General features: G+C 68.2%; 15 protein-coding genes. 5 read left to right on the top strand and 10 right to left on the bottom strand.

Translation table 11 applies throughout. The features are described from left to right. Window positions 1-58 precede the first annotated feature (58 nt). Window positions 59-1,792 (bottom strand): helicase HerA-like domain-containing protein, encoded by a 1,734-nt coding sequence (locus LQV16_RS16865; protein ID WP_229995050.1) that lies wholly within the window; start codon window positions 1,790-1,792, stop codon window positions 59-61. Between the two features lie 172 nt (window positions 1,793-1,964). On the opposite strand from LQV16_RS16865, the gene LQV16_RS16860 reads away from it, so the two are divergent. Further along, on the top strand, window positions 1,965-2,765 hold the full coding sequence (locus LQV16_RS16860) for a hypothetical protein (protein ID WP_229995049.1): 801 nt from the start codon (window positions 1,965-1,967) through the stop codon (window positions 2,763-2,765). 233 nt (window positions 2,766-2,998) lie between these two features. After that, entirely contained in the window at window positions 2,999-3,988 is a 990-nt protein-coding gene (locus LQV16_RS16855; RefSeq protein WP_229995048.1) for an LLM class flavin-dependent oxidoreductase, read from the top strand. Window positions 3,989-4,032: 44 nt separating this feature from the next. On the opposite strand, the gene galK is transcribed toward LQV16_RS16855, so the two are convergent. The 8 genes from galK to LQV16_RS16815 form a co-directional block, all read right to left on the bottom strand. Beyond that, window positions 4,033-5,223: a galactokinase gene (gene galK, locus LQV16_RS16850; RefSeq protein ID WP_229995047.1), complete on the bottom strand. Its 1,191-nt coding sequence runs from the start codon at window positions 5,221-5,223 to the stop codon at window positions 4,033-4,035. Then, a complete protein-coding gene (gene galT, locus LQV16_RS16845; protein ID WP_229995046.1) occupies window positions 5,220-6,401 on the bottom strand; it encodes a galactose-1-phosphate uridylyltransferase in 1,182 nt (393 codons plus the stop codon). Before galT ends, galK begins: the two co-directional genes overlap by 4 nt. A gap of 2 nt (window positions 6,402-6,403) precedes the next feature. Then, window positions 6,404-8,644 carry an alpha-galactosidase gene (locus LQV16_RS16840; protein ID WP_229995053.1) on the bottom strand — a complete coding sequence of 747 codons (2,241 nt, stop codon included), beginning with the start codon at window positions 8,642-8,644 and terminating at the stop codon, window positions 6,404-6,406. A gap of 119 nt (window positions 8,645-8,763) precedes the next feature. Beyond that, entirely contained in the window at window positions 8,764-9,585 is an 822-nt protein-coding gene (locus LQV16_RS16835; protein ID WP_229995045.1) for a DeoR/GlpR family DNA-binding transcription regulator, read from the bottom strand. A gap of 9 nt (window positions 9,586-9,594) precedes the next feature. Next, window positions 9,595-11,709 (bottom strand): beta-galactosidase, encoded by a 2,115-nt coding sequence (locus tag LQV16_RS16830; RefSeq protein ID WP_229995044.1) that lies wholly within the window; start codon window positions 11,707-11,709, stop codon window positions 9,595-9,597. Between the two features lie 2 nt (window positions 11,710-11,711). After that, window positions 11,712-12,680, bottom strand: a complete 969-nt coding sequence (locus tag LQV16_RS16825) for a carbohydrate ABC transporter permease (protein WP_229995043.1) — start codon at window positions 12,678-12,680, stop codon at window positions 11,712-11,714. Next, window positions 12,677-13,627: a sugar ABC transporter permease gene (locus LQV16_RS16820; RefSeq protein WP_229995042.1), complete on the bottom strand. Its 951-nt coding sequence runs from the start codon at window positions 13,625-13,627 to the stop codon at window positions 12,677-12,679. The genes LQV16_RS16825 and LQV16_RS16820 overlap by 4 nt, the downstream gene beginning before the upstream one ends. 78 nt (window positions 13,628-13,705) lie before the next feature. Then, window positions 13,706-15,022: an ABC transporter substrate-binding protein gene (locus tag LQV16_RS16815; protein ID WP_229995041.1), complete on the bottom strand. Its 1,317-nt coding sequence runs from the start codon at window positions 15,020-15,022 to the stop codon at window positions 13,706-13,708. A gap of 292 nt (window positions 15,023-15,314) precedes the next feature. Here LQV16_RS16815 and LQV16_RS16810 point away from each other — a divergent pair, with 292 nt between their 5' ends. The 3 genes from LQV16_RS16810 to LQV16_RS16800 all read left to right on the top strand — a co-directional run bounded on the left by LQV16_RS16810 (window position 15,315) and on the right by LQV16_RS16800 (window position 19,854). After that, the gene (locus LQV16_RS16810; RefSeq protein ID WP_229995040.1) at window positions 15,315-16,640 is read left to right on the top strand and encodes a hypothetical protein; all 1,326 of its coding nucleotides are present in this window, start codon (window positions 15,315-15,317) and stop codon (window positions 16,638-16,640) included. A gap of 147 nt (window positions 16,641-16,787) precedes the next feature. Beyond that, window positions 16,788-17,039, top strand: a complete 252-nt coding sequence (locus LQV16_RS16805; protein ID WP_229995039.1) for a hypothetical protein — start codon at window positions 16,788-16,790, stop codon at window positions 17,037-17,039. A 187-nt stretch (window positions 17,040-17,226) separates the two neighbouring features. Continuing rightward, window positions 17,227-19,854, top strand: coding sequence for a trehalase-like domain-containing protein (locus LQV16_RS16800; RefSeq protein ID WP_229995038.1), 2,628 nt, complete (start codon window positions 17,227-17,229; stop codon window positions 19,852-19,854). A 38-nt stretch (window positions 19,855-19,892) separates the two neighbouring features. Here LQV16_RS16800 and LQV16_RS16795 read toward each other — a convergent pair whose 3' ends face one another. Then, on the bottom strand, window positions 19,893-20,990 hold the full coding sequence (locus tag LQV16_RS16795) for a DUF1524 domain-containing protein (RefSeq protein WP_229995037.1): 1,098 nt from the start codon (window positions 20,988-20,990) through the stop codon (window positions 19,893-19,895). Window positions 20,991-21,042: the final 52 nt, after the last annotated feature.

Below are 21,042 nucleotides of genomic sequence, written 5' to 3'. Positions count from 1 at the left end.
CTGTGACGCGGAGCATGGCGGGCCAAGACCATTCGGTGGGATGCCCCCGTGGTCATCCCTAGCGCCGGCGGCGCTTCGAGGAAGTGCCGAAGACGCCGCGGAGCAGCTCCCTGCCGAGTTGGGTTCCCAGCGAGCGGGCCATGCTCTTGAGGCCTCCGCCGAGGGCCCCCGCGAGGTCGCCACCGATCCCACCGCCGGCGATGCCGCCGCCGTCCGTCGGCTGCGCCGGCCGTGGGGCCCGCCGTTCAGGCGCGTTCGCGTGTTCGGGCGTCCCCGGCGCCGGCGCTGGACGGCTGCTGGGACGGCCAAGGATTTCTTCCTCGATCCGTCGGGCTTCGGCATCGATGGCGTTGGCGTCCAAGCTGCCGCCCTGGTCCGCGCCGCCTTGGCCCGCGCCGCCCTGGTGCGCGGTCCCGGCGGCCGGTCCGGTGGGGGCAGCGCCCTTCCCGGCGATCTTCTCGTAGGCCGAGATGTTGTCGACCGCGGTGCCGTACTTGGGCAGGAGCGCGGAGGCGGCGACGGTGCTGGAGATCAGGGCGTCGGTGCTGGGCCCCATCACGGATTCCGGGGCGCGGAGCCGGGTCAGTGCCACGGGAGTTGGCGCGCCCTTCTCATTCAGGACGGTGATAACGGCCTCGCCGATGCCGGCGGTGGTGAGGGTCTCCTCTAGGTCGTAGTCGCTGGTCGGGAAGGTGGAGACGGTGGCCCGGAGGGCCTTGGCATCCTCCGGGGTATAGGCGCGGAGGGCGTGCTGTACCCGGTTTGCCAGCTGGCCGAGGACGTCGGCGGGGACATCCTTGGGGGTCTGCGTCACGAAGAAGATGCCGACGCCCTTGGACCGGATGAGCCGGACGGTGGTGGTGATGGCGTCGAGGAAGGCCTTGGAGGCGCCGTTGAACAGCAGATGCGCCTCATCCAGGAAGAACACCAGCTTGGGCTTGTCGAGGTCCCCGGCCTCCGGCAGGTCCTCGAAGAGGTCGGCGAGCAGCCACATCAGGAACGTCGAGAAGAGCATGGGCTTGGTCTGCAGCGTGGGTAGCTCCAGGCAGCTGACCACGCCGCGGCCGTCCGGCGCGGTACGCAGCAGTTCGGCGGTGTCGAACTCGGGTTCGCCGAAGAACTTCTCCATGCCCTGCGCCTCAAGCGTGATCAGTTCGCGCAGGATCACGCCGGCGGTTGCCTTGGAGAGGCCGCCGAGTTCCTCAAGCTCGTCCTTGCCCTCGGCGGAGGTCAGGAACTGGATGACGGCCCGCAGGTCCTTGAGGTCGATCAGTTCCAGGTTGTTCTTGTCCGCGAAATGGAAGACGAGCTGCAGGCTGGATTCCTGGGTTTCGTTCAGGTCCATGACCCGGGAGAGCAGGATGGGGCCGAAGGAGGTAATGGTGGCGCGGACCGGGATGCCCTGGCCGTCGCCGCCGAGGGCCAGGAACTCCACCGGGAAGGTCTTGCCGGCCCACGCCTGGCCGATGCTCTCCGTGCGGGCCCGGAGTTTGTCGCTGCCCGTGGCCGCCGTGACCAGCCCCGAGAGGTCGCCTTTGATGTCGGCAAGGAACACGGGCACGCCCGCCGTGGAGAGCTGTTCGGCCATCATGTGCAGCGTGACGGTCTTGCCGGTGCCTGTCGCCCCGGCCACGAGGCCGTGCCGGTTCATCATCGCGAGCGGCAGCCGGACGGGGGCGTCCTTGTGGAGTTCGCCATCGACGATCGCCGCACCGAGTTCGATCGTGGGGCCGTCCAGGGTGTAGCCCTTCTGGATCGTGGCGACTTTATCTGCAGTGGATTTGATGGCCATGCGGTTAGCTTAGCCGGGTCCGGGGTTCCCGGACCCGGCTAAGACCGGCCTATTCCGCGGGACGCGCACACCGACTGTGCCGCCCCGTCGATGCCGTGCCGGCGGCCCATCGACGCCGTGACGGAATTACGCCACCGATTAGTGTTTCTGCGATTCTGCCTTAGACTGTGGCATGCCCAACTCGTTCCCGCGCATCGTACTGGCCTTTGTTGTGACCCTCGGCCTTGTCCTCTTGGGCGGAAGCCCCGCCTCGGCCGTCACGGCCAGCACCTCGGGACCCGGAATCGATGTGTCCTGGCCGCAGTGCGGCAGGACCCTGCCAAAGCAGCCCGCCTTCGCGATCGTCGGCGTCAACTACGGCCTGGCCAACAACACGAACCCGTGCCTGGCAAGCCAGCTGGCCTGGGCGAAGACCGCAAAGTCCCCCGCAGCGACAGCGCAGCCCAGAGTGGCCCTGTACGTGAACACCGCCAACCCCGGCCGGCAGGGGTCCTGGTGGCCCACGTCGAACACCTACAACGGGGTGAAGGTCACCAACCCCTACGGCAACTGCGCCCTGGGGTCGTTCAAAGCCTGCTCCTACATGTACGGGTGGGCCAAGGCGTCCGACGATGCCAGGCGCCGCGGGGTCAGCAACCCGCAGTCCTACCTCTGGTGGCTGGATGTGGAAACGGAAAACACCTGGCAGGCAGACACGGCCGCCAACGTCGCCGTTCTGGAAGGCATGACCGCCTACTTCAAGAGGATCGGCGCGCGCGTGGGCCTCTACTCCACCGGCTACCAGTGGGGGAAGATCGCCGGATCCGTGAAGTTCACCAGCCCGCTGGCAGGACTGCCGAGCTGGCTCGCTGGGGCGGGATCGGCGGCCGGCGCCAAGCAGAACTGCGCCCTGCCCGGACTCACCCCGCGCAGCCGCGTCTCGATGACGCAGTACATCTCCGGCGGCCTCGACTACAACTACTCCTGCAGCTGATCCCGCTGAAGCAGACGCTGAAGTAGAAGCAGAAGCTGGCAAGAAGCAGCCGGCCCAGCTGGGGGTGGGCTGTCCGCGCGGTCCAGAATCATGCGCAGATATATGTGCAGAAATATCCCGGGGGCCGCCGTCGTTGATGCCAGTGTGCCCGCGCCGGAAACCCGGCGCCGCCCAGGACCGCAGTTCCAAACTCCGGCCCGCACACTGCTCCGCTACGAAAGGCCGGCTTTTCCGTGACTGTTCCGCTTTCCATTCTTGACCTCGCAACCATCGGCCCGGGCCAGACGGCGGCGGAGAGCTTCGCCGGAAGCGTGGCCATGGCGCAGCTCGCCGAGGACCGGGGCTACCGGCGGATCTGGTACGCCGAGCACCACAACATGTCCGCGATCGCCTCCTCCGCCACGAGCGTGCTGATCGCCCACGTCGCGGCCCACACCTCCAGCATTCGGCTCGGCGCGGGGGGCGTGATGCTGCCCAACCACTCGCCGCTGACCATCGCGGAACAGTTCGGCACGCTCGAAACCCTGCACCCGGGAAGGATCGACCTCGGGCTGGGCCGGGCGCCGGGCAGCGACCAGAACACCATGCGCGCCCTGCGCCGCGATCCGATGTCGGCAGACAGCTTCCCGCAGGACGTCCTGGAGCTCCAGGGCTACCTGACCGGCCCCACCCGCATCCAGGGCGTGGAGGCCACCCCGGGCAAAGGCACCAACGTGCCGCTGTACATTCTGGGCTCGTCCCTGTTCGGCGCCAGGCTGGCCGCCCAGCTGGGCCTGCCCTACGCCTTCGCCTCGCACTTCGCGCCCAACGCGCTGCAGGACGCGGTGGCCGTCTACCGCCGCGAATTCCGGCCCTCTGCGCAGCTCGACGCCCCGCATGTGATCGCCGGCGTCAATGTCGTTGCCGCGGATACGGCCGCGGAGGCGCAGGCGATGTTCCAGGCCACCAAGCGGGCCAGGGTCTCCCTGTTCTTCGGCAATGGCCGTGTGTTCAGCGACGACGAGGCGGACATGATCCTGGACTCGCCCCAGGGCCAGCACGTGGCGCAGATGATGAAGTACTCCGCTGTGGGCACTCCCGATGCCGTCCTGGCGTACCTCGAGGAGTTCACGGGGCACGCCGACGCGGACGAGCTGATCGTGGCGCACCAGAGCACCGGCACCGAGGCCCGGCTCCGTTCCGTGGAACTTCTGGCCGACGCCGCCCAGCTCGTGCGGGCCTAAGAGCCTGCGGGCCTAACTGCCTGCGGGTCTCACGGCGGCCCGGGCTACAGTTCCCGGCGGGCGCCCTCGGACGCGGTGACGGGGAAGATGTGCGGGGCCGTGAACCCGGCACGGGCGAAGTCGCGTGCAATGCCCCCGGCCACGTCGCCGGCGTCGTCGTTCCGGACCAGGGCGAGGGCGGCCCCGCCGAAGCCGCCACCGGTCATGCGCGCTCCGATGGCGCCCAATTCCTGCGCGCCGGCCACGGCGAGGTCGAGCTCGGGCGTGGAGATCTCGAAGTCGTCGCGCATGGACAGGTGCGATTCGTTGAGGAACGGCCCGATGGCGGCCGCGCCGGAGGTCCGCAGCGCCGCGACGGTGTCCAGCACCCGCTGGTTTTCCGTGATGATGTGGCGGACCCGGCGGTAGGTCTGTCCGTCGAGCTGTGCTGCGGCGCGGGGGAGATCATCCGGGCCCAGTGCCCGCAGGCTGCCGACGCCCAGGCGGCGGGCACCGTCCTCGCAGGACCGGCGGCGGCTGGCATAGCCGCCGTCGGCATGGGAATGGCTGGTGCGGGTGTCGATCACCAGGAGCCCTACGCCGGCACCGGCGAAGCCCAGGGCAACGGTCTCGGTCACCAGGCTCTGGCAGTCGAGCAGGATGCCATGATCCGGTTCGCCCAGGAGCGAGGCCGACTGGTCCATGATGCCGGTGGGTGCGCCGACCACCCTGTTCTCGGCCAGCTGGCCGATCCGGGCCAGTTCCTGCCTGTCCAACCCCAACTCCCAGAGATCGTTCAGGGCCAGGGCCACGGCGCATTCGACGGCGGCGGAGGAGGACAGCCCGGCGCCGGCCGGAACATCCGAGGTCAGCGCCAGGTCCAGGCCGGACATCCGCGAGGCACCCCCGGAACCGGCGCCGTCGGGCGCGCCGGCAGCCGCCGCGCGGGACATCGCCCAGGCCACACCCAGGGGGTAGGCGGCCCAGCCGGTCAGGGCATCTGGGTCCAAGTCCTCGAGGCTCACCTCCATCATGCCGGGGAAAGAGCTGCTTGTGACCCTGAGCAAGCGGTCTGCACGGGCGCGGGCCGCTACCGTGGTGCGCTTGTCGATCGCGATCGGCAACGCGAAGCCGTCGTTGTAATCCGTGTGCTCGCCGATCAGGTTGACCCGCCCGGGCGCCGACCACAAGCCGTCCGGCACGCCGCCGAACTGGCTGGAAAAGTACTCGCTTCCCAGTTGAAGGACCTCATTCATGGCTGGGCGGCTTCCTGTTCTGTTGCTGGCAGTTCTGTGCGGAATGGCTCGAGCCCTGCCGTAGGCGGTGGTGGCGATGCCTTTTCCATGGCCTCGCGGAGCCGGGCGGCAGCCGTTTCCGGCGGGATGTCCGCGATGAATGCGCCCATCGCGGCCTCCGAGCCTGCCAGGTACTTGAGCTTGTCCTCCTCCCGGCGGGGCGAGGTCAGCTGCAGCATGAGCCGGATGTCGTCGCGGTGGGCGTGGACGGGAGCCTGGTGCCACGCCGAAATGTACGGAGTGGGCGTGTCGTAGAGGGCATCGACGCCGCGCAGGAGCCGGCCGTACAGCCGGGAGAACTCATCGCGTTCCTCGCCTGTGGTGGCGGCGAGGTCCGGGACGTGCCGGTGCGGGAGGATATGGACTTCCAGCGGCCAGCGCGCGGCAAACGGGACAAACGCCGTCCAGTGCTCGCCCTGGAGCAGCACCCGCTCGGATTTCTGCTCGAAACTGAGGATGTCCTGGAACAGCGAGCCGCCGTAGCTCTCGATCGTGCGGACCAGTTGGGCCGTACGGGGCGTGATGTACGGGTAGGCGTAAATCTGTCCGTGCGGGTGGTGCAGCGTCACGCCGATCGCTTCGCCGCGGTTCTCGAACGGAAAAACCTGTTCGACGCCGGGCAGCGCGGACAGCGCGGCCGTCCGGTCCGCCCAGGCTTCCACCACGGTGCGCATCCGGGACAGGGGCAGCCCCGCCAGGGACCCGGTGTGTTCGGGGGAGAAGCACACCACTTCGCACCGGCCCACAGACTGCCGGCTGCGCCCCAGCCCCACCAGGGCGAGGTCGTCCAGGCCCTCCGGCGCGCCGGCTCCCGCCAGGTCCGGTCCGAAGGACGGGGACTTGTTTTCGAAGACGGCGACGTCATAGAGGCTCGGAATCTCCGAGGGATTCTCCGGCGACGCCGGGGCCAGCGGGTCCAGGTGCGAGGGCGGCAGGACCACCCGGTTCTGCCGGGCGGCCGCGATCGAAATCCACTCCCCGGTCAGGACGTCCTGGCGCATGGTGGCGGTAGGCGGACGGAGCGCCGGCTCGCGGAGATCGTCCCCCCGGTCCGGGGGCAGGACGGTATCGGCATCATCGAAGTAGATGATGTCCCGGCCGTCGGAGAGCTTATAGGAGCGCTTCGTAATCTGGCCCATGGTCAGGAGTTCCTTACGGGGTGGCCGCCGGTTGCGGCTGGAACGGCGGCTGGAACGGCGGCGGTGACGCGGCGGATAGCCAGCAGCAGCCCGTGCTCCGGGTTCAGGACAGGCATGGGGAGGCCGGACTCCGCCAGGAACCGTCCGGTCGCCTCGACGCCGCCTGCAAGCCACGCCGGAGACACCGCCTGCAGGAACGCACGCCTGTCATCGGCCGCCGGGTAGACCGCTTCCACCCGGTACGCGGCGTCCGGCAGCAGCCCTGGCAGGCAGACCCGCCCCGGGACTTCGGCGAACGACGTCGCCACGGACACCAGGGCGAAGAGGGCCTCCCCGCCGTCATGGGACACGACGCCGTGGAGCCGGAGGGCCGGATCAGGCTCGTCCGCCCGTACCATCCGCCCGCTGTGCAGCAGGGGCCGGTACTGCTTGAACAGCGTGATCGCCCCGGCAAGCTCGGTGCGCTCGGAATCGGCGAGGTGCCGGACATCCCATTCGAGGCCGAAGTGGCCAAACATCGCGGTGATCGCCCGGAAGGAGAGGTCGTGCGTTCGCGCGGTGGTGTGGCTCGTGGTGGGTCCGATGTGCGATCCGACGAGCTCCGGCGGCACCACCACACCGGTCCAGCGCTGGATGGTCTGCCGTTCCAGGGCATCGTTGCAGTCCGAGGCCCAGATCCGGTCGGTGCGTTCCAGGATTCCGAGGTCCACGCGGGCGCCCCCGGAGGAGCAACTTTCAATCTCGACGTCCGGGTGGGCCAGGCGCAGCTCGTCGAGGAGCCGGTAAACGGCCCGCGTCTGGGCGTGCACGGAGGGGCGCCCGGCGTGGCCCATTTCGGTCAGGTCCCGGTTCTGGTCCCATTTCAGGTAGCTGATCCGGTATTCGCTCAACAGGGCATCGAGCCTGTCGAAAATGTACTGCCAGGCCTCCGGATTGACGAGGTCGAGGACCTGCTGGTGCCGCCACCGTTCCGGCAGCCGGCCGGCCGGGCTGCCCCCGCCGCTCCGTGGTACCGGAGCGGCGATCCAGTCCGGGTGGGCGCGGGCCAGGTCGGAGTCTTCGTTGACCATTTCGGGTTCCACCCAGAGACCGAATTCCATGCCGTGGCCGGTCACCGCGTCGATCAGCGGGGCCAGGCCGCCGGGCCAGAGGTCCTCGTCGACGTACCAGTCGCCGAGGCCGGCCTGGTCGTTGCGCCGGCCGCGGAACCAGCCGTCGTCGAGGACGTAGCGTTCCACGCCCAGCCGGGCGGCGGATTCGGCGAGATCAAGCAGCACCGGCATCCGGTGGTCGAAATACACCGCTTCCCAGACGTTGAGAACCACGGGACGGGCTTTGCCCGACCGCACGCCGGGGTGGTGCGGGCGGCTCCGGAACCAGGTGTAGAAAGCATCGCTGATGCCGTCCAGCCCCGCGGCGGAGTACGCCGCGAACAACCACGGGGTCTCGTAGCTGGCGCCCGCGGCCAGGCTGATCTCGCCGGCGCCGAGCAGTTCCGAGGCGCCCAGGACGGTCCGGCCGTCCGCTGCGGCGTCAACGAAGCTCTCGTGGTTGCCGCTCCAGCCCAGATGCACGGCCCAGACCTGCCCGTGGCGGTTGCCGAATCCGGGCGTGCCGGCTGCCAGCAGGAGGGAAGCGTCATGGCCGGTCCGGCCGTGCCGGCCCGAGCGGACCCACGTGCCTTGGTGCAGCGGCAGGCGCTGGGGGTGGGACTCCCGGCACCAGCGGCCGGTGAGGTCCAGGATCTCTGTGGCGGCGCGGCCCACCGGCAGCACGGCCGCGAGTTCGTCAAGGCTGTACGGGCCGGCGCCGTCGATATCGAGCCGGTGCCGTAGCTGGAGCAGGCCGCCGTCGTTGATCCTGATCTCCGTGCGGACTCTGACGCCGGCCTCGGGGTCCGCCTGGGTGATGACGGCCGAGCACTCGTGCGCGCCGGTCAGCTCCCCGCCGGAACGCCCCCCGCCGGAACGCTCAACACTGACAACGCGCAGCCGGGTCGAGAACGCCTGGCCATTCCGGTGGCCGCGGAGGCCGGGCCGTCCGCGCCAGCCGGAGGACGCCTGCGGGATCAGCCCCAGCGTGACCGGAACGTCGAGGGCCGAGCGCGGGACGGCGTCGCCCAGCAGCGAAAGCTCGGGCAAGGCCGGGCCGAGGTCGGCGCCGAAGTGCAGCATCGCGGCCTCGCCCGTGCTGAAGTCGATGAGCAGGGACGTGCCGGAGCGACGCAGGTACAACGGCTCCAGATCCGACGGCAACAGGCCCGGGACGCCCAGGGGGGAGCGGGTCTCGGCGGCAAGGGTGAGGTCCGGGTTGTTCACGGCAGCTCCAGGCGTAGTGGTTTGGGGGTGGGCGGGCCTTGCCGTCAGACTGCGGCTGCTGTGGGGCTCGTGGCTGTGCTGATGCGCCGGGCGTCGCCGGTACTGGCCAGGCGGAGCCTGCCGACGCGCTCGCCGAGGATGCGCCGGGCCTCGCTGCCGAGGAGGTCGTCGCTGATCAGTTCGTCAGCGTCCTCCAGGCTGGCGATGGTGCTGATGCCAAGGGTGCCCCACTTCGTGTGGTCGGCCAGCACCACCACCCGCCGGGCCGCGGTGACGAAGGCCCGGTCGGTTTCGGCTTCCAATACGTTGGGGGTGGTGAACCCGGCGTCGGCGTCGACGCCGTGGACGCCGAGGAACAGCACGTCCAGGTGCAGCTGCTTGAGCGAGGACGTGGCCAGCGGCCCGACGAGGGCATCGGAGGGTGTGCGCTCGCCGCCGGTCAGGATCACGGTAGACAGGGACGAACTCTGGTGGAAAACGTCCGCGATCCGCACCGAGTTGGTGACCACCGTGATCCGCGGCCCGGCGGACAGCAGCTGGGCCAGCGCCCACGTGGTGGTGCCCGCGCTGAGCCCCACCGCCATGCCCTCGCGCACTTGTGCGGCCGCCTCCTGGGCAATCGCCATCTTCTCGTCCTTGAGCTGGGTCACCTTCAGCTCGAAGCCTGGCTCGTGGGTGCCGGCCCCGCCGGGCAGCTTGGCCCCGCCGTGGATTTTCTCCACGGAGCCGGCCGCGTCGAGGGCCTCGATATCCCGCCGCACGGTCATCAGCGAGACACCGAGCATCTTGGCGAGGTCCGCGACACGGACGATCCGCTCACGTTGGACCTCCGCGAGGATGGCGGAATGGCGGGCTGCGGCTAGCATGTGGAGTCCTTACAGGCTTGAGTGGCTTGAGTGGCTGGCGGACGTGCCGACCAATTGGGCGGCACGGGAACGGACGACGGCGACACCTCCGGCCGCGAGGCCGAGCCCGCCGTCGAGCTCGGCTCCGGAGAGCAGGTCGACGCCTTCCAGCGGCAGCCTGACGTCGTGGGCCCCGTGGTTAATGCAGAACGTCCAGTCAGTGCCGTCCTTGCTGCGCCGGGCAACTTCCACATTGTCCGGGAGGTCCGGAATGAGCGGCTGCACCCTGGCATCGGCGCAGACGACGGCGAGCAGTTCGCCCAGGCCCTCTGGTGCGAGCGTCGTTGCGACATAGTAGGAGCGGCCGCTTCCGGCGCGGTTGCGGGTCACGGCGGGAGAGCCGGCTGCCGGTCCCTCTTCCACGGTCGCGAGGACCTCGGCGGTGGTCGCCCGCCCCAGTTCGTTCCAGCAGGTGCCCGCCCCGAAACCGCTGAGCCGGACGCTTTCGCCGCCGCGCAGCGGAAAGAATTCTTCCATCCGGACGCCCAGCAGTGCGCTGAACGCGCCGGGGTAGCTGCCGAGCCTGATGTGGTCATTTTCGTCCACGATACCGGAGAAATACGTCACCACGAGGTGGCCGCCGGCGCGCACGTACGCGTCCAGGTTCGCGGCCCCGGCATCGCTCACGAGGTACTGCATTGGTGCGACGACGAGCCGGTAGCCGGAGAGGTCGTCGGTGCTCTGGCGGAAGTCGGTGGGGATGCCGGCACGGTAGAAGGCATCATGCCAGCGGCGGGTTTCCGCGATGTTGGAGGCATCCACGCTCGGGTGCGAGTCCAGTTCCGAGGCCCAGCGGGCGTCGGTGTCGTGGAGGATCGCGACGTCCACCCGGCCGGATGCTCCCGTCACCACCGAGCCGCTGATTTCGGCGAGGCTGCGCAGCGCCTGGCCGAGCTGGACCACTTCACGCCAAACCTTGGTGTCCGTGCCGGCATGCGGCAGCAGCCCGGAGTGGAACTTCTCGGCGCCCGCGCGCGAGGCCCTCCACTGGAAGAAGAGCGCGCCGTCGGCGCCGCGGGCAACGTGCTGCAGGGAATTGCGCAGCATCTCACCGGGCGCTTTGGCGATGTTGCGGGGCTGCCAGTTCACGGCAGAGGTGGAATGCTCCATGAGCAGCCACGGCTTGCCCTTGGCCCAGCCGCGGGTGAGGTCCGCGGTTGCCGCCAGTTCCTGGAAGTTTCGCAAGTCCTCGGCGATGAGGTAGTGGTCGTTGGAGACCACGTCCATCTCCTCGGACCAGCGCCAGTAGTCCACGGGCTGGTGCAGGCCCATGTTGAACCCCATGAAGTTGGTGGTCACGGGATGCCCTGAGTGTGAGCGAATGATCGCGGCCTCGGCCTTGTAGCATTCGAGCAGTTCATCGGAGGAGTAGCGGGCGAAGTCCAGCTGCTGGGTCGGGTTAACCCAGGTCCCGGAGGTGCGCGGCGGCAGGATCTGCTCCCAGGCCGAGTAGCGCTGGGACCAGAAGGCGGTGCCCCACGCGGCATTGAGGGCCTCGAGGCTGCCGTACCGGTGTTCGAGCCAGCGCCGGAAGCCGGCGGCGGCGCCGTCGGAGAAATCCGGCTGGTTGTGGCAGCCGTACTCGTTGTGGACGTGCCACATCACGACGGCGGGGTGGTCCTTGTACCGGACGGCGATCTGCTCGGTCAGGGCCGCGGCGGCCCGGCGGTATTCGGCGCTCGAGGCCGCGAACGCCTGCCGGGAACCGTAACTGTGCCGCACGCCGTCGGCCGTTACCGGCAGGGACTCGGGGTACTTGTGGCTGAACCAGGGCGGCGGCGATGCCGTGGCGTTCGCCAGGTCCACCCGGATGCCGTTCGCGTGCAGCAGGTCCAGGACCCGGTCCAGCCAGCCGAACTCGTAGACGCCCTCGGACGGCTCAAGCAGGGACCAGCTGAAGATGCCCACGCTGACGAGGTTGACGCCGGCCTCGCGCATCAGCCGGACGTCCTCGTCCCAGGTTTCCTCGGGCCACTGCTCCGGGTTGTAGTCGCCGCCGAAGGCCAGCATCGGGGAGCCTTCGGAGCCGAGGCGGGCGGTGATGTAGTCCATGTGGTTGTTGTTGTGGTTGAAGCTGTTGTCCACGTTTATCCTTTGCTGGAGCCGAGGGTCAGGCCCGCCACGAAGTGGCGCTGCAGGAGCAGGTAGATGATCAGGGCCGGTATGGCCGTGATCATGGCGCCGGCGGCGATCAGGTTGTAGTTGGAGAGGAACTGGCCCTGGAGGTTGTTGATCGCGGTGGTGACCGGAAGGCGGTCGCCGCTTTGGATGAAGAGCAGGGGCCAGAAGAAGTCGTTGTAAATGAAGATCACCTCGAGCGTGCCCATGGCGGCCAGGGCAGGGCGGCACAGCGGCAGGATGATGTCCCAGTACTGGCGCCAGACGCCGGCCCCGTCGACCAGGGCTGCCTCGGTCAGTTCGGGGGACAGGGCCTTCATGTAGTTCGAGAGGACGAACGTCACAAAGCCGATCTGGAAGGCGGTGTCTACGGCAATCACGCTGATGTACGTGTTGAGCAGGTTCCCGGAATCGCTGACGGCGTACGGCAGCTCGAAGTGCTTGAACATTTCAAAGAGCGGCGCCGCGAGCACCTGCGGGGGCAGCAAGTTTCCGGCGGTGAACATGATGAGCAGGGTGATGTTGAACTTCCAGCTCACCCGGCTGACGGCGAAGGCCATCATGGAGGCGAAGAAGAGGATCAGGAACACGGTCGGGACCGTGATGAGCACGGAGTTCCAGAACAGCTTCGCAAAGCCGCCCTGCGTCCAGGCCTGGATGAAGTTGTCGAAGTTGAAGGCCCCGCCGGTGCTGAAATACCCGTACTTGTCCGTGTCCGCCTTTGGCCGAAGGGCAGTGAAAATGGCCCAGCCCAGCGGTACCAGCCAGATAGCCGCCATGACGATGAGGAAGACGTGGGTGCCGTAGTGCCGCTTGCCCTGCTTGTTGTTGGCCGGCCGGCCCGGCCGGGGGCGGGCCCTGCCCGGACCGGAGCTGCTCTGCCGGGCGTCTGCCGGCGTGCCGGCCGCGGCGGCATCGGTTGGATGGGCGATGCTCATGCCTCTTTGTCCTTTCCGAACGCGCGGGACAGGTAGAACGTGATGGGGATCAGCGAGATGACGAGCAGGATGACCGCCAGGGCCGACCCGATGCCGATCACCTGCCCCTCGCCCACCAGGTTCTGGATGACCAGGGCGCTGATGAGTTCCAGGCCGTTTGTGCCGCGGTTGATCACGTAGACGATGTCGAAGGCCCGGAGGGACTCGATAACGGTGATGACGATGATGATGACGTTGACCGGACGCATGGCCGGGAAGATCACCCGGAAGAAGGTCTGGACCGCGTTGGCGCCGTCAATCTGGGCCGCCTCCCGCAGGGTCGGATCCACTCCCTTGAGCCCTGCCAAGTACAGGATCATGACGTAGCCGGCGTGCCGCCAGGTGGCGGCGAAGAGGGCAGCCCAGATGTTGACGCTGGAATCCCCGAACCAGTCGACGGCCTGGGGCGTGCCCGCCGTGCCGAGGACGAAGTTCAAGAGGCCGCTGTCACGGTTGTAGAACAGCTGCCAGATGATGCCGATCAGGGCCAGGGACAGCATCACCGGGGCGAAGAAGATGCTCTGGTAGATCCGCGTGCCGCGGATGTTCTGGTCCAGGAGGACAGCCAGCAGCAGCCCCAGCGGGGTGGCGACAAGTGCCAGGAACGCCAGCCACAGCACGTTGTGCTGCATGGCCGGCCAAAACGGCGGGTAATCCTGGGCGATGAACTGGTAGTTCTCGACGCCGGCGGGCTTGATGTCGGTCAGCTCCAGCCCGTTCCAGCGGGTGAAGGACAGCCCGACCGACATGAGCGTGGGGATCCAGACCAATACGAGCTGGATCAGCGTGGGGACGCCCACCATCAAGCCGAGCACCAGATTGTCGCGGCCGGACAGCCGCCGAACCCGCCGCGCTGGGGCGGCGGCTGCCTTGCGCCCCCGCGCCGACGGATTGGTAGAGACACTCATGGAGATTCCTTGCCTTGGGAAATGCAGAGGGGAATGCTGTGGAAATTGCGCGTGCGAAACGCGCGGCCAGGCGCGCCGCTACTGGGCGGCGTACAGGGACTTGGCCTGGGCTTCCAGGTTCTTCACATCGACGGTGCCGTCCTTGATGAAGGACTGCAGGGCCGGGATCATCACGTTGTTGGCCATGGCGGGCAGGGCATCGCGGTCGAAGAACTGGCTGATGTTCTTGGCGCCGCTGATGGCCTCGGCCAGTTTCTTGTTGAGCGGAGTGAACTTAGACGTATCAGCGCCCTTGGCGGTGGCGATGTTGGACGAGTCAACCGAGGCGTACACGTCCTGTCCCTCCGGGGTGCCGACGTAGGCCAGGAAGTCCCGCGCGGCTTGGTTCTGGCCGCCCTTCTTGGAGAGCAGGAGGCCGTCGATGGGTGCCTCGATGGCGTCCTGGCCTTCCACCGCGACCTCGGGGAAGGGGAAGAAGTCGATGTCGTCGGCGATTGCCTTGTCCGTGTACTGCTGGGTGAGGAAGGAGCCGAGCAGGTACATGCCGGATTTCTTGTCCGCGAGGGACTTCGCCGAGTCCTGCCAGGTCATGCCGAGGGCGTTCGGGTTCTGGTACGGCAGCAGGGCCTTCCAGGTGTCGAAGACATCGCTGACCTTCTTCTGGTCCCAGCTTTCCCGGTGCGCGGTGAGGTCCATGTGGAACTGGTAGCCGTTCAGGCGCATGTTCAGGTAGTCGAAGGTGCCCATGGCGGGCCAGCCGTCCTTGTCCGCAAATTCAATCGGGATCAGGCCGTCCGCCTTCATTTTGGCGGCGAGGGTCTTCAGCTCATCGAACGTCGTGGGGACGGTGTAGCCCTTTTCCGTCCAGAGGCTCTTCCGGTAGAAGAAGCCCCAGGGGTAGTTGTAGTTCGGGATCAGGTACATCTTGCCGTCGGCGCCCGTCGAGGCCTTTTTCAGGGCGTCGGAGTAGTTTCCGCCGACCTTTTCCCAGACGTCGTCGATCGGGGCGAGCAGTCCCTTGCCGGCGTAGTACTGCATGCGGTAGCCGGCGAACCACGTGAAGGAATCGTCCGGGCTGCCCTGGAGGTAGGTGTTGATTTTGTTCTGGAAGTCGTTGTGCGCCACCACGTTGGTGGTGATCGTGATGCCGGACTTCTTCTGGAAAGCGTCCGTCACCGCCTTGTAAGCGGCCTTGGGGACCTCGTCCGAGGAGCCGGATCCGAAGGTGGCCGTCGTGGCACCGCTGCTGGCAGGTGCGCTGCCGCCCGTGCAGGCTGTAAGCAGGGGAATGCCGGCCATCGCGACTGCTCCGGCGCCGAATGTCTTCAGCAGCGTCCTCCGGTCCCACCCGCCTTGGCTGGAGGCCCGGAGCAGTGCGTCTTCGTGCATGGTCATAATTTCTCCTTTGAAATAATGCGGGGTCGCGTGAAGCAGCTCACATAATTAGCTATCATATTCGCACAATAAAGAACGTCAAGTAGCAAAAAAGAACATTACGATGCCCGCGGCCGGCGCTGTGGGTGGCGCCGCTGCGGCATTGTCGCTGTATTTCTGCCAGGGGCAGCTTTGTCCGTTGACTTAGCACCGACCCGCTCTTAGCGTTAAGCCCCTCAGGGTGCCGACGTGGTCCGCCGGTTGGCGGTGGTGCCCGGATCCGCGGATACATGGCGAAAACCCAGGTGCACCCATGAAGATCAAGTCCACAGCCGCCGCCACGCTGCTCATCCTGCTGTTCCTGGGTGGATTGCTCGGCGGCGCATCCGCGCCGGCCGCGGCGGTCGGTGCCACGTATTACGTGGGCGCGGACGGCAATGACGCCAACGATGGGACATCGCCACAATCGGCCTGGGCGACCTTCGATATGGTCAACGCCACCATTCTGCGGCCCGGGGACTCGGTCAGCTTTCGCCGCGGAGATGTCTTTTCCGGGGGCCTTGTGGTCGGCAACAGCGGCACCAGCCGGCTCAGGATCACCCTGAATGCCTACGGAAGCGGCGATCTGCCTGTCGTTACCGGGGGGCTGGCGGGTACTTGCGTCAGGCTCGACGGCGACTACATCACCGTGGACGGCTTGCGGACGGAATCGTGCGGCTATGCGGGCTTCAGCATCTACGGCGACCACGGTTCCATACGGAATTCCGCCGCGGACAAGAACGCCGCGGGTATCAAGGTGAGCGAGGGCTCCGACTTTGGCAGTTACGCCAACAACACACTCGCTGACAACAGCATCATGAACGTCAACACCCAGGGGGAGCGGTGCGGCACCGCGACAGCCGTGAAGTGCACCGATGATTCGGGTGCCTTCGGCTTCCTGGTCAACGGGAGCGACAATGAGTTCTCCGGCAACACCATCACCGGCTCCACCGCGTTGTCCTACGACTTTGGCCACGACGGCAGCGCGTTCGAAATCTTCAACGGCAACCGGAACAGGATCCACCACAACGTGGCTGTGGATAACAACGTCTTCTCCGAACTGGGGCGCGGAAGGGGCGGAACTGCCGACGGCAACACCTTTAGCTACAACCTCGTCCGATCCACCTGCGGCCCCAATTGTTCCCAGGCCATGGGGCTGATTGCGCGCGGCAGGACGTCGTCCTTCGGCCCGACCAACGGCACCACGTTCGAATACAACACCGTATGGCTGGACGGCCCGGACTCTCAGGCCTTTGTCTGCCACGCGTCATGCCCGGCTTCGACCGTCATCCGGGGAAACATCCTGGTAGCCGCCCGCAACGCGCTGTGGATGGACAGCTCTGGCTGGACGGAGCAAGGGAACGTCCTCAACGGCCCCATCAACATCGTTCCCAGCGCCACCTCCACCACCGAACCGGCCGACTTTGTGAATGCACCCGCCGATCTCCACCTTTCGGGCGTGAGCCCGGCCATTGACCGGGCCGGGATCAGCCCGTTCCCCATGGATCTGGACGGGCGGTCGGCCAACCAAAAGACCGACTGCCAGGGCGGTGGCGCGGCCGATGCGGGAACCTACGAATACAGGCCAGCCAACTGCTGAAACGCGTGGCGGGGCGGCTGCTCTGATGCCGGCCGGGCCGGCGCTGCGCAGTGCCCATCCTTGACAAGCAGCAACTGAACCGGACGTCGCCCACGCGGCCGGCGTCAGCAAGGGTGCCGTGCCTACGCCCTCAACGGCCAGCCCGGGGTGAGCCCGGACACCCGGGAGCGCATCCTCAGGGTGGCCAAGGACCTCGGCTGGAAGCCGAGCCTCCGGGTGAAAGGACTGTCCTCAGCAAAGGCCTATGCGCTGGGCCTGGTGGTGGCCCGGGACCCTTCCCTGCTGGGAACCGACCCGTTCTTCCCGGCCTTCATCGCCGGGATCGAGACCGCGCTCGCCGAGCACGACTACACCCTGGTCCTGAGCGTCGCCACGGCTCCGGGCGCCGAGCACAGCTAGCTCCCAACGCACTGTTTTGTTCCCGGCGGCCATCTCCCGGGCGGCCATGTTCCCGGCGGCCAGCAGACGTTACATACCTGCAACCGCCGGGACACCCGGGCGAAACTGGGTCAGGAGGATACTGGAACTACGCCCTCCCGAGGACGATTCTCATGCAGCATTGGGGACTATTCGAAGGACTCCGCGCATGCCCACTCCGCTCAACCAGTCCTTGGCTGACTCTGCCCTCCTGACCAAATCCCTCCCGCTGGGCCTGCTCCGGGCCTTCGTGCAGACTGACGCCGCCGACGACGGGCTGACGCCGCAACTGCTGGCTGAGCTCAAGATCCTGGCCCGCACCCCGGGGCTACTGGTGGCGTGCAACTATGGCGGAACCCTCTGCGCGGCGGAAGGGATCTCGACCGAGACCCTGCCGCTGGCCAGCGCCGCGATCGCCCTCCGCGCGCTCGCCGCCCTGCCCAATACGCACGCCGCCGTCATTTCCGGCCGGTCCCTCCGCGACCTCGCAGCAGTCTCACGCCTGCCCGCCGAGGTACATCTGGTGGGCTCGCACGGTGCCGAGTTCGACATGGGCTACGCCCACAGCCTCTCGCTGGCCACGGAGTCCGTGCTCCAGCAGGCCCACCAGGCACTCGCCGAAACGGTCGGCGCGTACCGGGGCATCAGCATCGAACGCAAACCCGTCGCGGTGTCCGTCCACACGCGGTCCGCGGCGCCGGACATCGTTGCCCTGGCCACCGGGAAGGCCTCGCACATCGCCCAGGACCTTGGGCTCCACTTCATCGTGGACGGCTCAGTGCTGGACCTTTCGGTCGTCGAACCGTCCAAGGCTGCGGCCATGGAGCACCTGCGCTCCGTGCTCGGCGTCAGTGCCGCCCTCTACGCCGGCGACGCGTCCAGCGATGAGCTGGCCATGGCAACGCTGCGCGGACCGGACATGGCGCTGCGCGTGGGGGAGGGGCCCAGCGTGGCGAACCACAGGCTCCGGGACACGGAGTCGTTTGCCCGGGTCCTGGCGATCCTGTTCGAACTGCGGCGGGCGTGGCTTTTCGGCGAGGACGCCGTGGGCCTGGAACGGCACTCCATGATCGGCAACGGCTCCTCCACCGCCCTGATCACGCCGGACGCGAAGATCTGCTGGATGAGCCACCCGCTGCCGGACTCGGGGTCGCTGTTTGCCCATCTCCTCGGCGGCGATGCGGCCGGCCACTTCTCCGTGGAACCGGTGAAGTCCTCCCAGGTCCTGGGCCAGCGCTACGTGGACAGCACCATGATCGTCGAAACCCGCTGGGCCGACGTCACCGTGACGGACTACCTGGAGCCGGCCCCGGAAGGCATCACCAGCCTGGTCCGGGTCCTCTCCGGCACCGGCACGGCGAGAATCGTCTTCGCGCCACGGCCGGACTACGCGAATGCGCCGTTCAGCATGGAGGCGCGCGGGCCGGAACTGCACGTCGTCGGCACCGCGGACCCCATCGCCCTTCGGGCGCCCGGGGTGGCCTTTTCCATCACCTCGGACGGCCGGCACGCCACCGCCACGGCCGACGTCGACCTGCGGGACGGGCCCGTGGTCCTCAACCTGCGCTGCGGCGACACGGAACTCCAGCCGGCGGTGCCCGAGGATGAGACCGGGCGTCGCGCCGCCGTCGCCCTTCATTCCCGGCGCTGGGTCCACGAGCTGCAACTGCCGGGCGTTAAGCCGTCGCTGGTCCGCCGGTCCGCGCTGGTGCTGCGGGCCCTGGTCCACGAACCCACCGGCGCCGTGCTGGCCGCGCCCACCACCTCACTGCCGGAGGGTATCGGCGGCACGCGGAACTGGGACTACCGGTACTGCTGGCTACGGGACGGGTCCATGACCGTCAACGCCCTCGTGGACCTGGGCTCCACCGCCGAGGCCGAGGGCTTCCTGGCCTGGCTGGGCCGGATCCTGGCCCACGCCCCGGGCCCGGAGTGGCTGCATCCGCTCTACTCGGTGACCGGGGCGCCGCTGTCCACCGAGGCCATCATCGAGAGCCTGCCCGGCTACGCGGGGTCCCGCCCGGTCCGGATCGGGAATGCTGCCGACCACCAGGTGCAGCTGGATGTGTTTGGCCCGATTGCCGAGCTGATTCATGCCCTCAGCGCCCGCCAGGGCGTGCTCTCAGATGACCACTGGGAACTGCTGGTCCAGATGGCCTCGGCCGTGCTGGCCCGCTGGCATGAGGCGGACCACGGCATCTGGGAGGCCAGACGGGCGCCGCGGCACCATGTCTACACGAAGGTGATGTGCTGGGTGGCGCTCGACCGGGCGCTGCGCACGGCCGCCCGGCATGGCCGGGAACCGCTGCCGGACTGGGAGCCCACAGCGGCGAGAATCCGGCAGGAAGTCCTGCGCGAAGGCTGGGACGAATCGGCGTCCTCCTACACCGTGGCCTACGACAGCCCGGACCTGGACGCGGCCGTGCTGCACATCGGCCTCTCCGGCCTGCTGGACGTCAACGACCCCCGCTTCCTGGCCACCGTCACGGCGGTGGAACGGGAACTGCGGGTGGGGCCCACCGTTTTCCGCTACCGGTACGACGACGGCCTGCCCGGCCTGGAGGGCGGCTTCCACATCTGCACCACGTGGCTGATCGAGGCCTACATCGCCGTCGGCCGGATCGAGGAGGCATGGGACCTCTTCGACCAGTTGGTGAACCTGTTCGGTCCCACGGGGCTGCTGCCGGAAGAATACGATCCCGGCACGGAAACCCACCTGGGCAACCATCCCCAGGCCTATTCGCACCTGGGCTTCATCCGCTGCGCCCGGCTCCTGCACGAGCACCAGAAGAACTGACCGCCACCGGAAATGACCGGACGCAGGGCCGGCCGCCACTACTCGCAGCCGACGCCGTCCCCGTCGCCGTCCAGCTTGCCGCTGTACCCCGGCTGGCCGACGTGGATGGGCGCCGCGCCGGCGGCGCGGACCGCGGCGCAGTTCGCGTAGGTCACCGCCGCAGGTGCTGCGGGGGCGGGGGCCATCTGGACCTGCGCCGGGGCGGGCTGCTGTGCGGGCGGTGCCTGCGCGGCCTGGCCTGGAGCGGAGGCCTGCTGGTTAGTGGGGGCCAGGGCGTCCGGGCAGTCGGAGAGGACCCGGGCCATGGCATCGTGCTCGGCTTGGGTCACCCAGAGCCCGTAGACGGATTTCACTGAAATCTGGCGGGCGACGTAGTTGCAGCGGTAGGACTTGTTCGGCGGCAGCCAGGTGGCGGCGTCGCCGTCGCTCTTGCTTTGGTTGGCCGGGCCGTCCACCGCCAGCAGGTTCAGGGGGTCGTTGGCGAAGGATAGCCGCTGTGCCGGACTGAGCTGCTGCGCGCCCTTCTGCCAGGCGTCGCTGAGGGCCACGACATGGTCGATCTGGACCGCGGTGCTGGTGGCGTTGCCGCGCAGGAAGTTGATGGCGGCGGCCGTGTAGGGGTCGGCCAGAACGCCGGAGAGCACCACGCAGTCCCGCGTCCCGGGCCTGAGCGCGAGGGCGGTGAGGTCGCGGCGGAGCACGTCATTGCGGGTGTCGCAGCCGTTGTGGTCGACGTCGGACCAGGCCGGGCCGAACTGCTCGCGCGAATAGCCCGTCTTGGGTGCGCGGCCCTTGACGGGCAGCGTCGCCAGCACCTCGAGGGCTTTGCTCGCAAAGGCTGGCAGCTGGTGCGGGGCGCCGACGCCGGGAACACCGACACCGGGTGTGGTGTCCGGATCCAGCGGGGCGCTGTCCGTGCCCGCTGACGCAGTGGCTGGGGCAGCCGTCACGCCGGGGCGAACGCCGGCACCAGCGGCCGTGGGGACTGCCCCGGGACCGGCGCACGCTGAGGTCGCCACCAGCAGCAGGCCGGCCAGGCCCCGGGCCATCCAGTCGACGGGGCCCATCGTCCGGCTGCGGGCACTTGTTGATGGCGTGCTGTTGGACTGGGCGCTGCCTGATTTGGTGCTGAGCAATTCTTCCCCACTTCATGCTGGTGCCCCTGGTGCCTGTGGGGCGGCTTAAGAC

Source organism: Arthrobacter sp. Bi26 (genome assembly GCF_918697925.1).
Classification (GTDB): domain Bacteria; phylum Actinomycetota; class Actinomycetes; order Actinomycetales; family Micrococcaceae; genus Arthrobacter.
The sequence above is the reverse complement of the archived record's forward strand: the minus strand, read 5'-3'. Positions and strand labels throughout refer to the sequence as shown.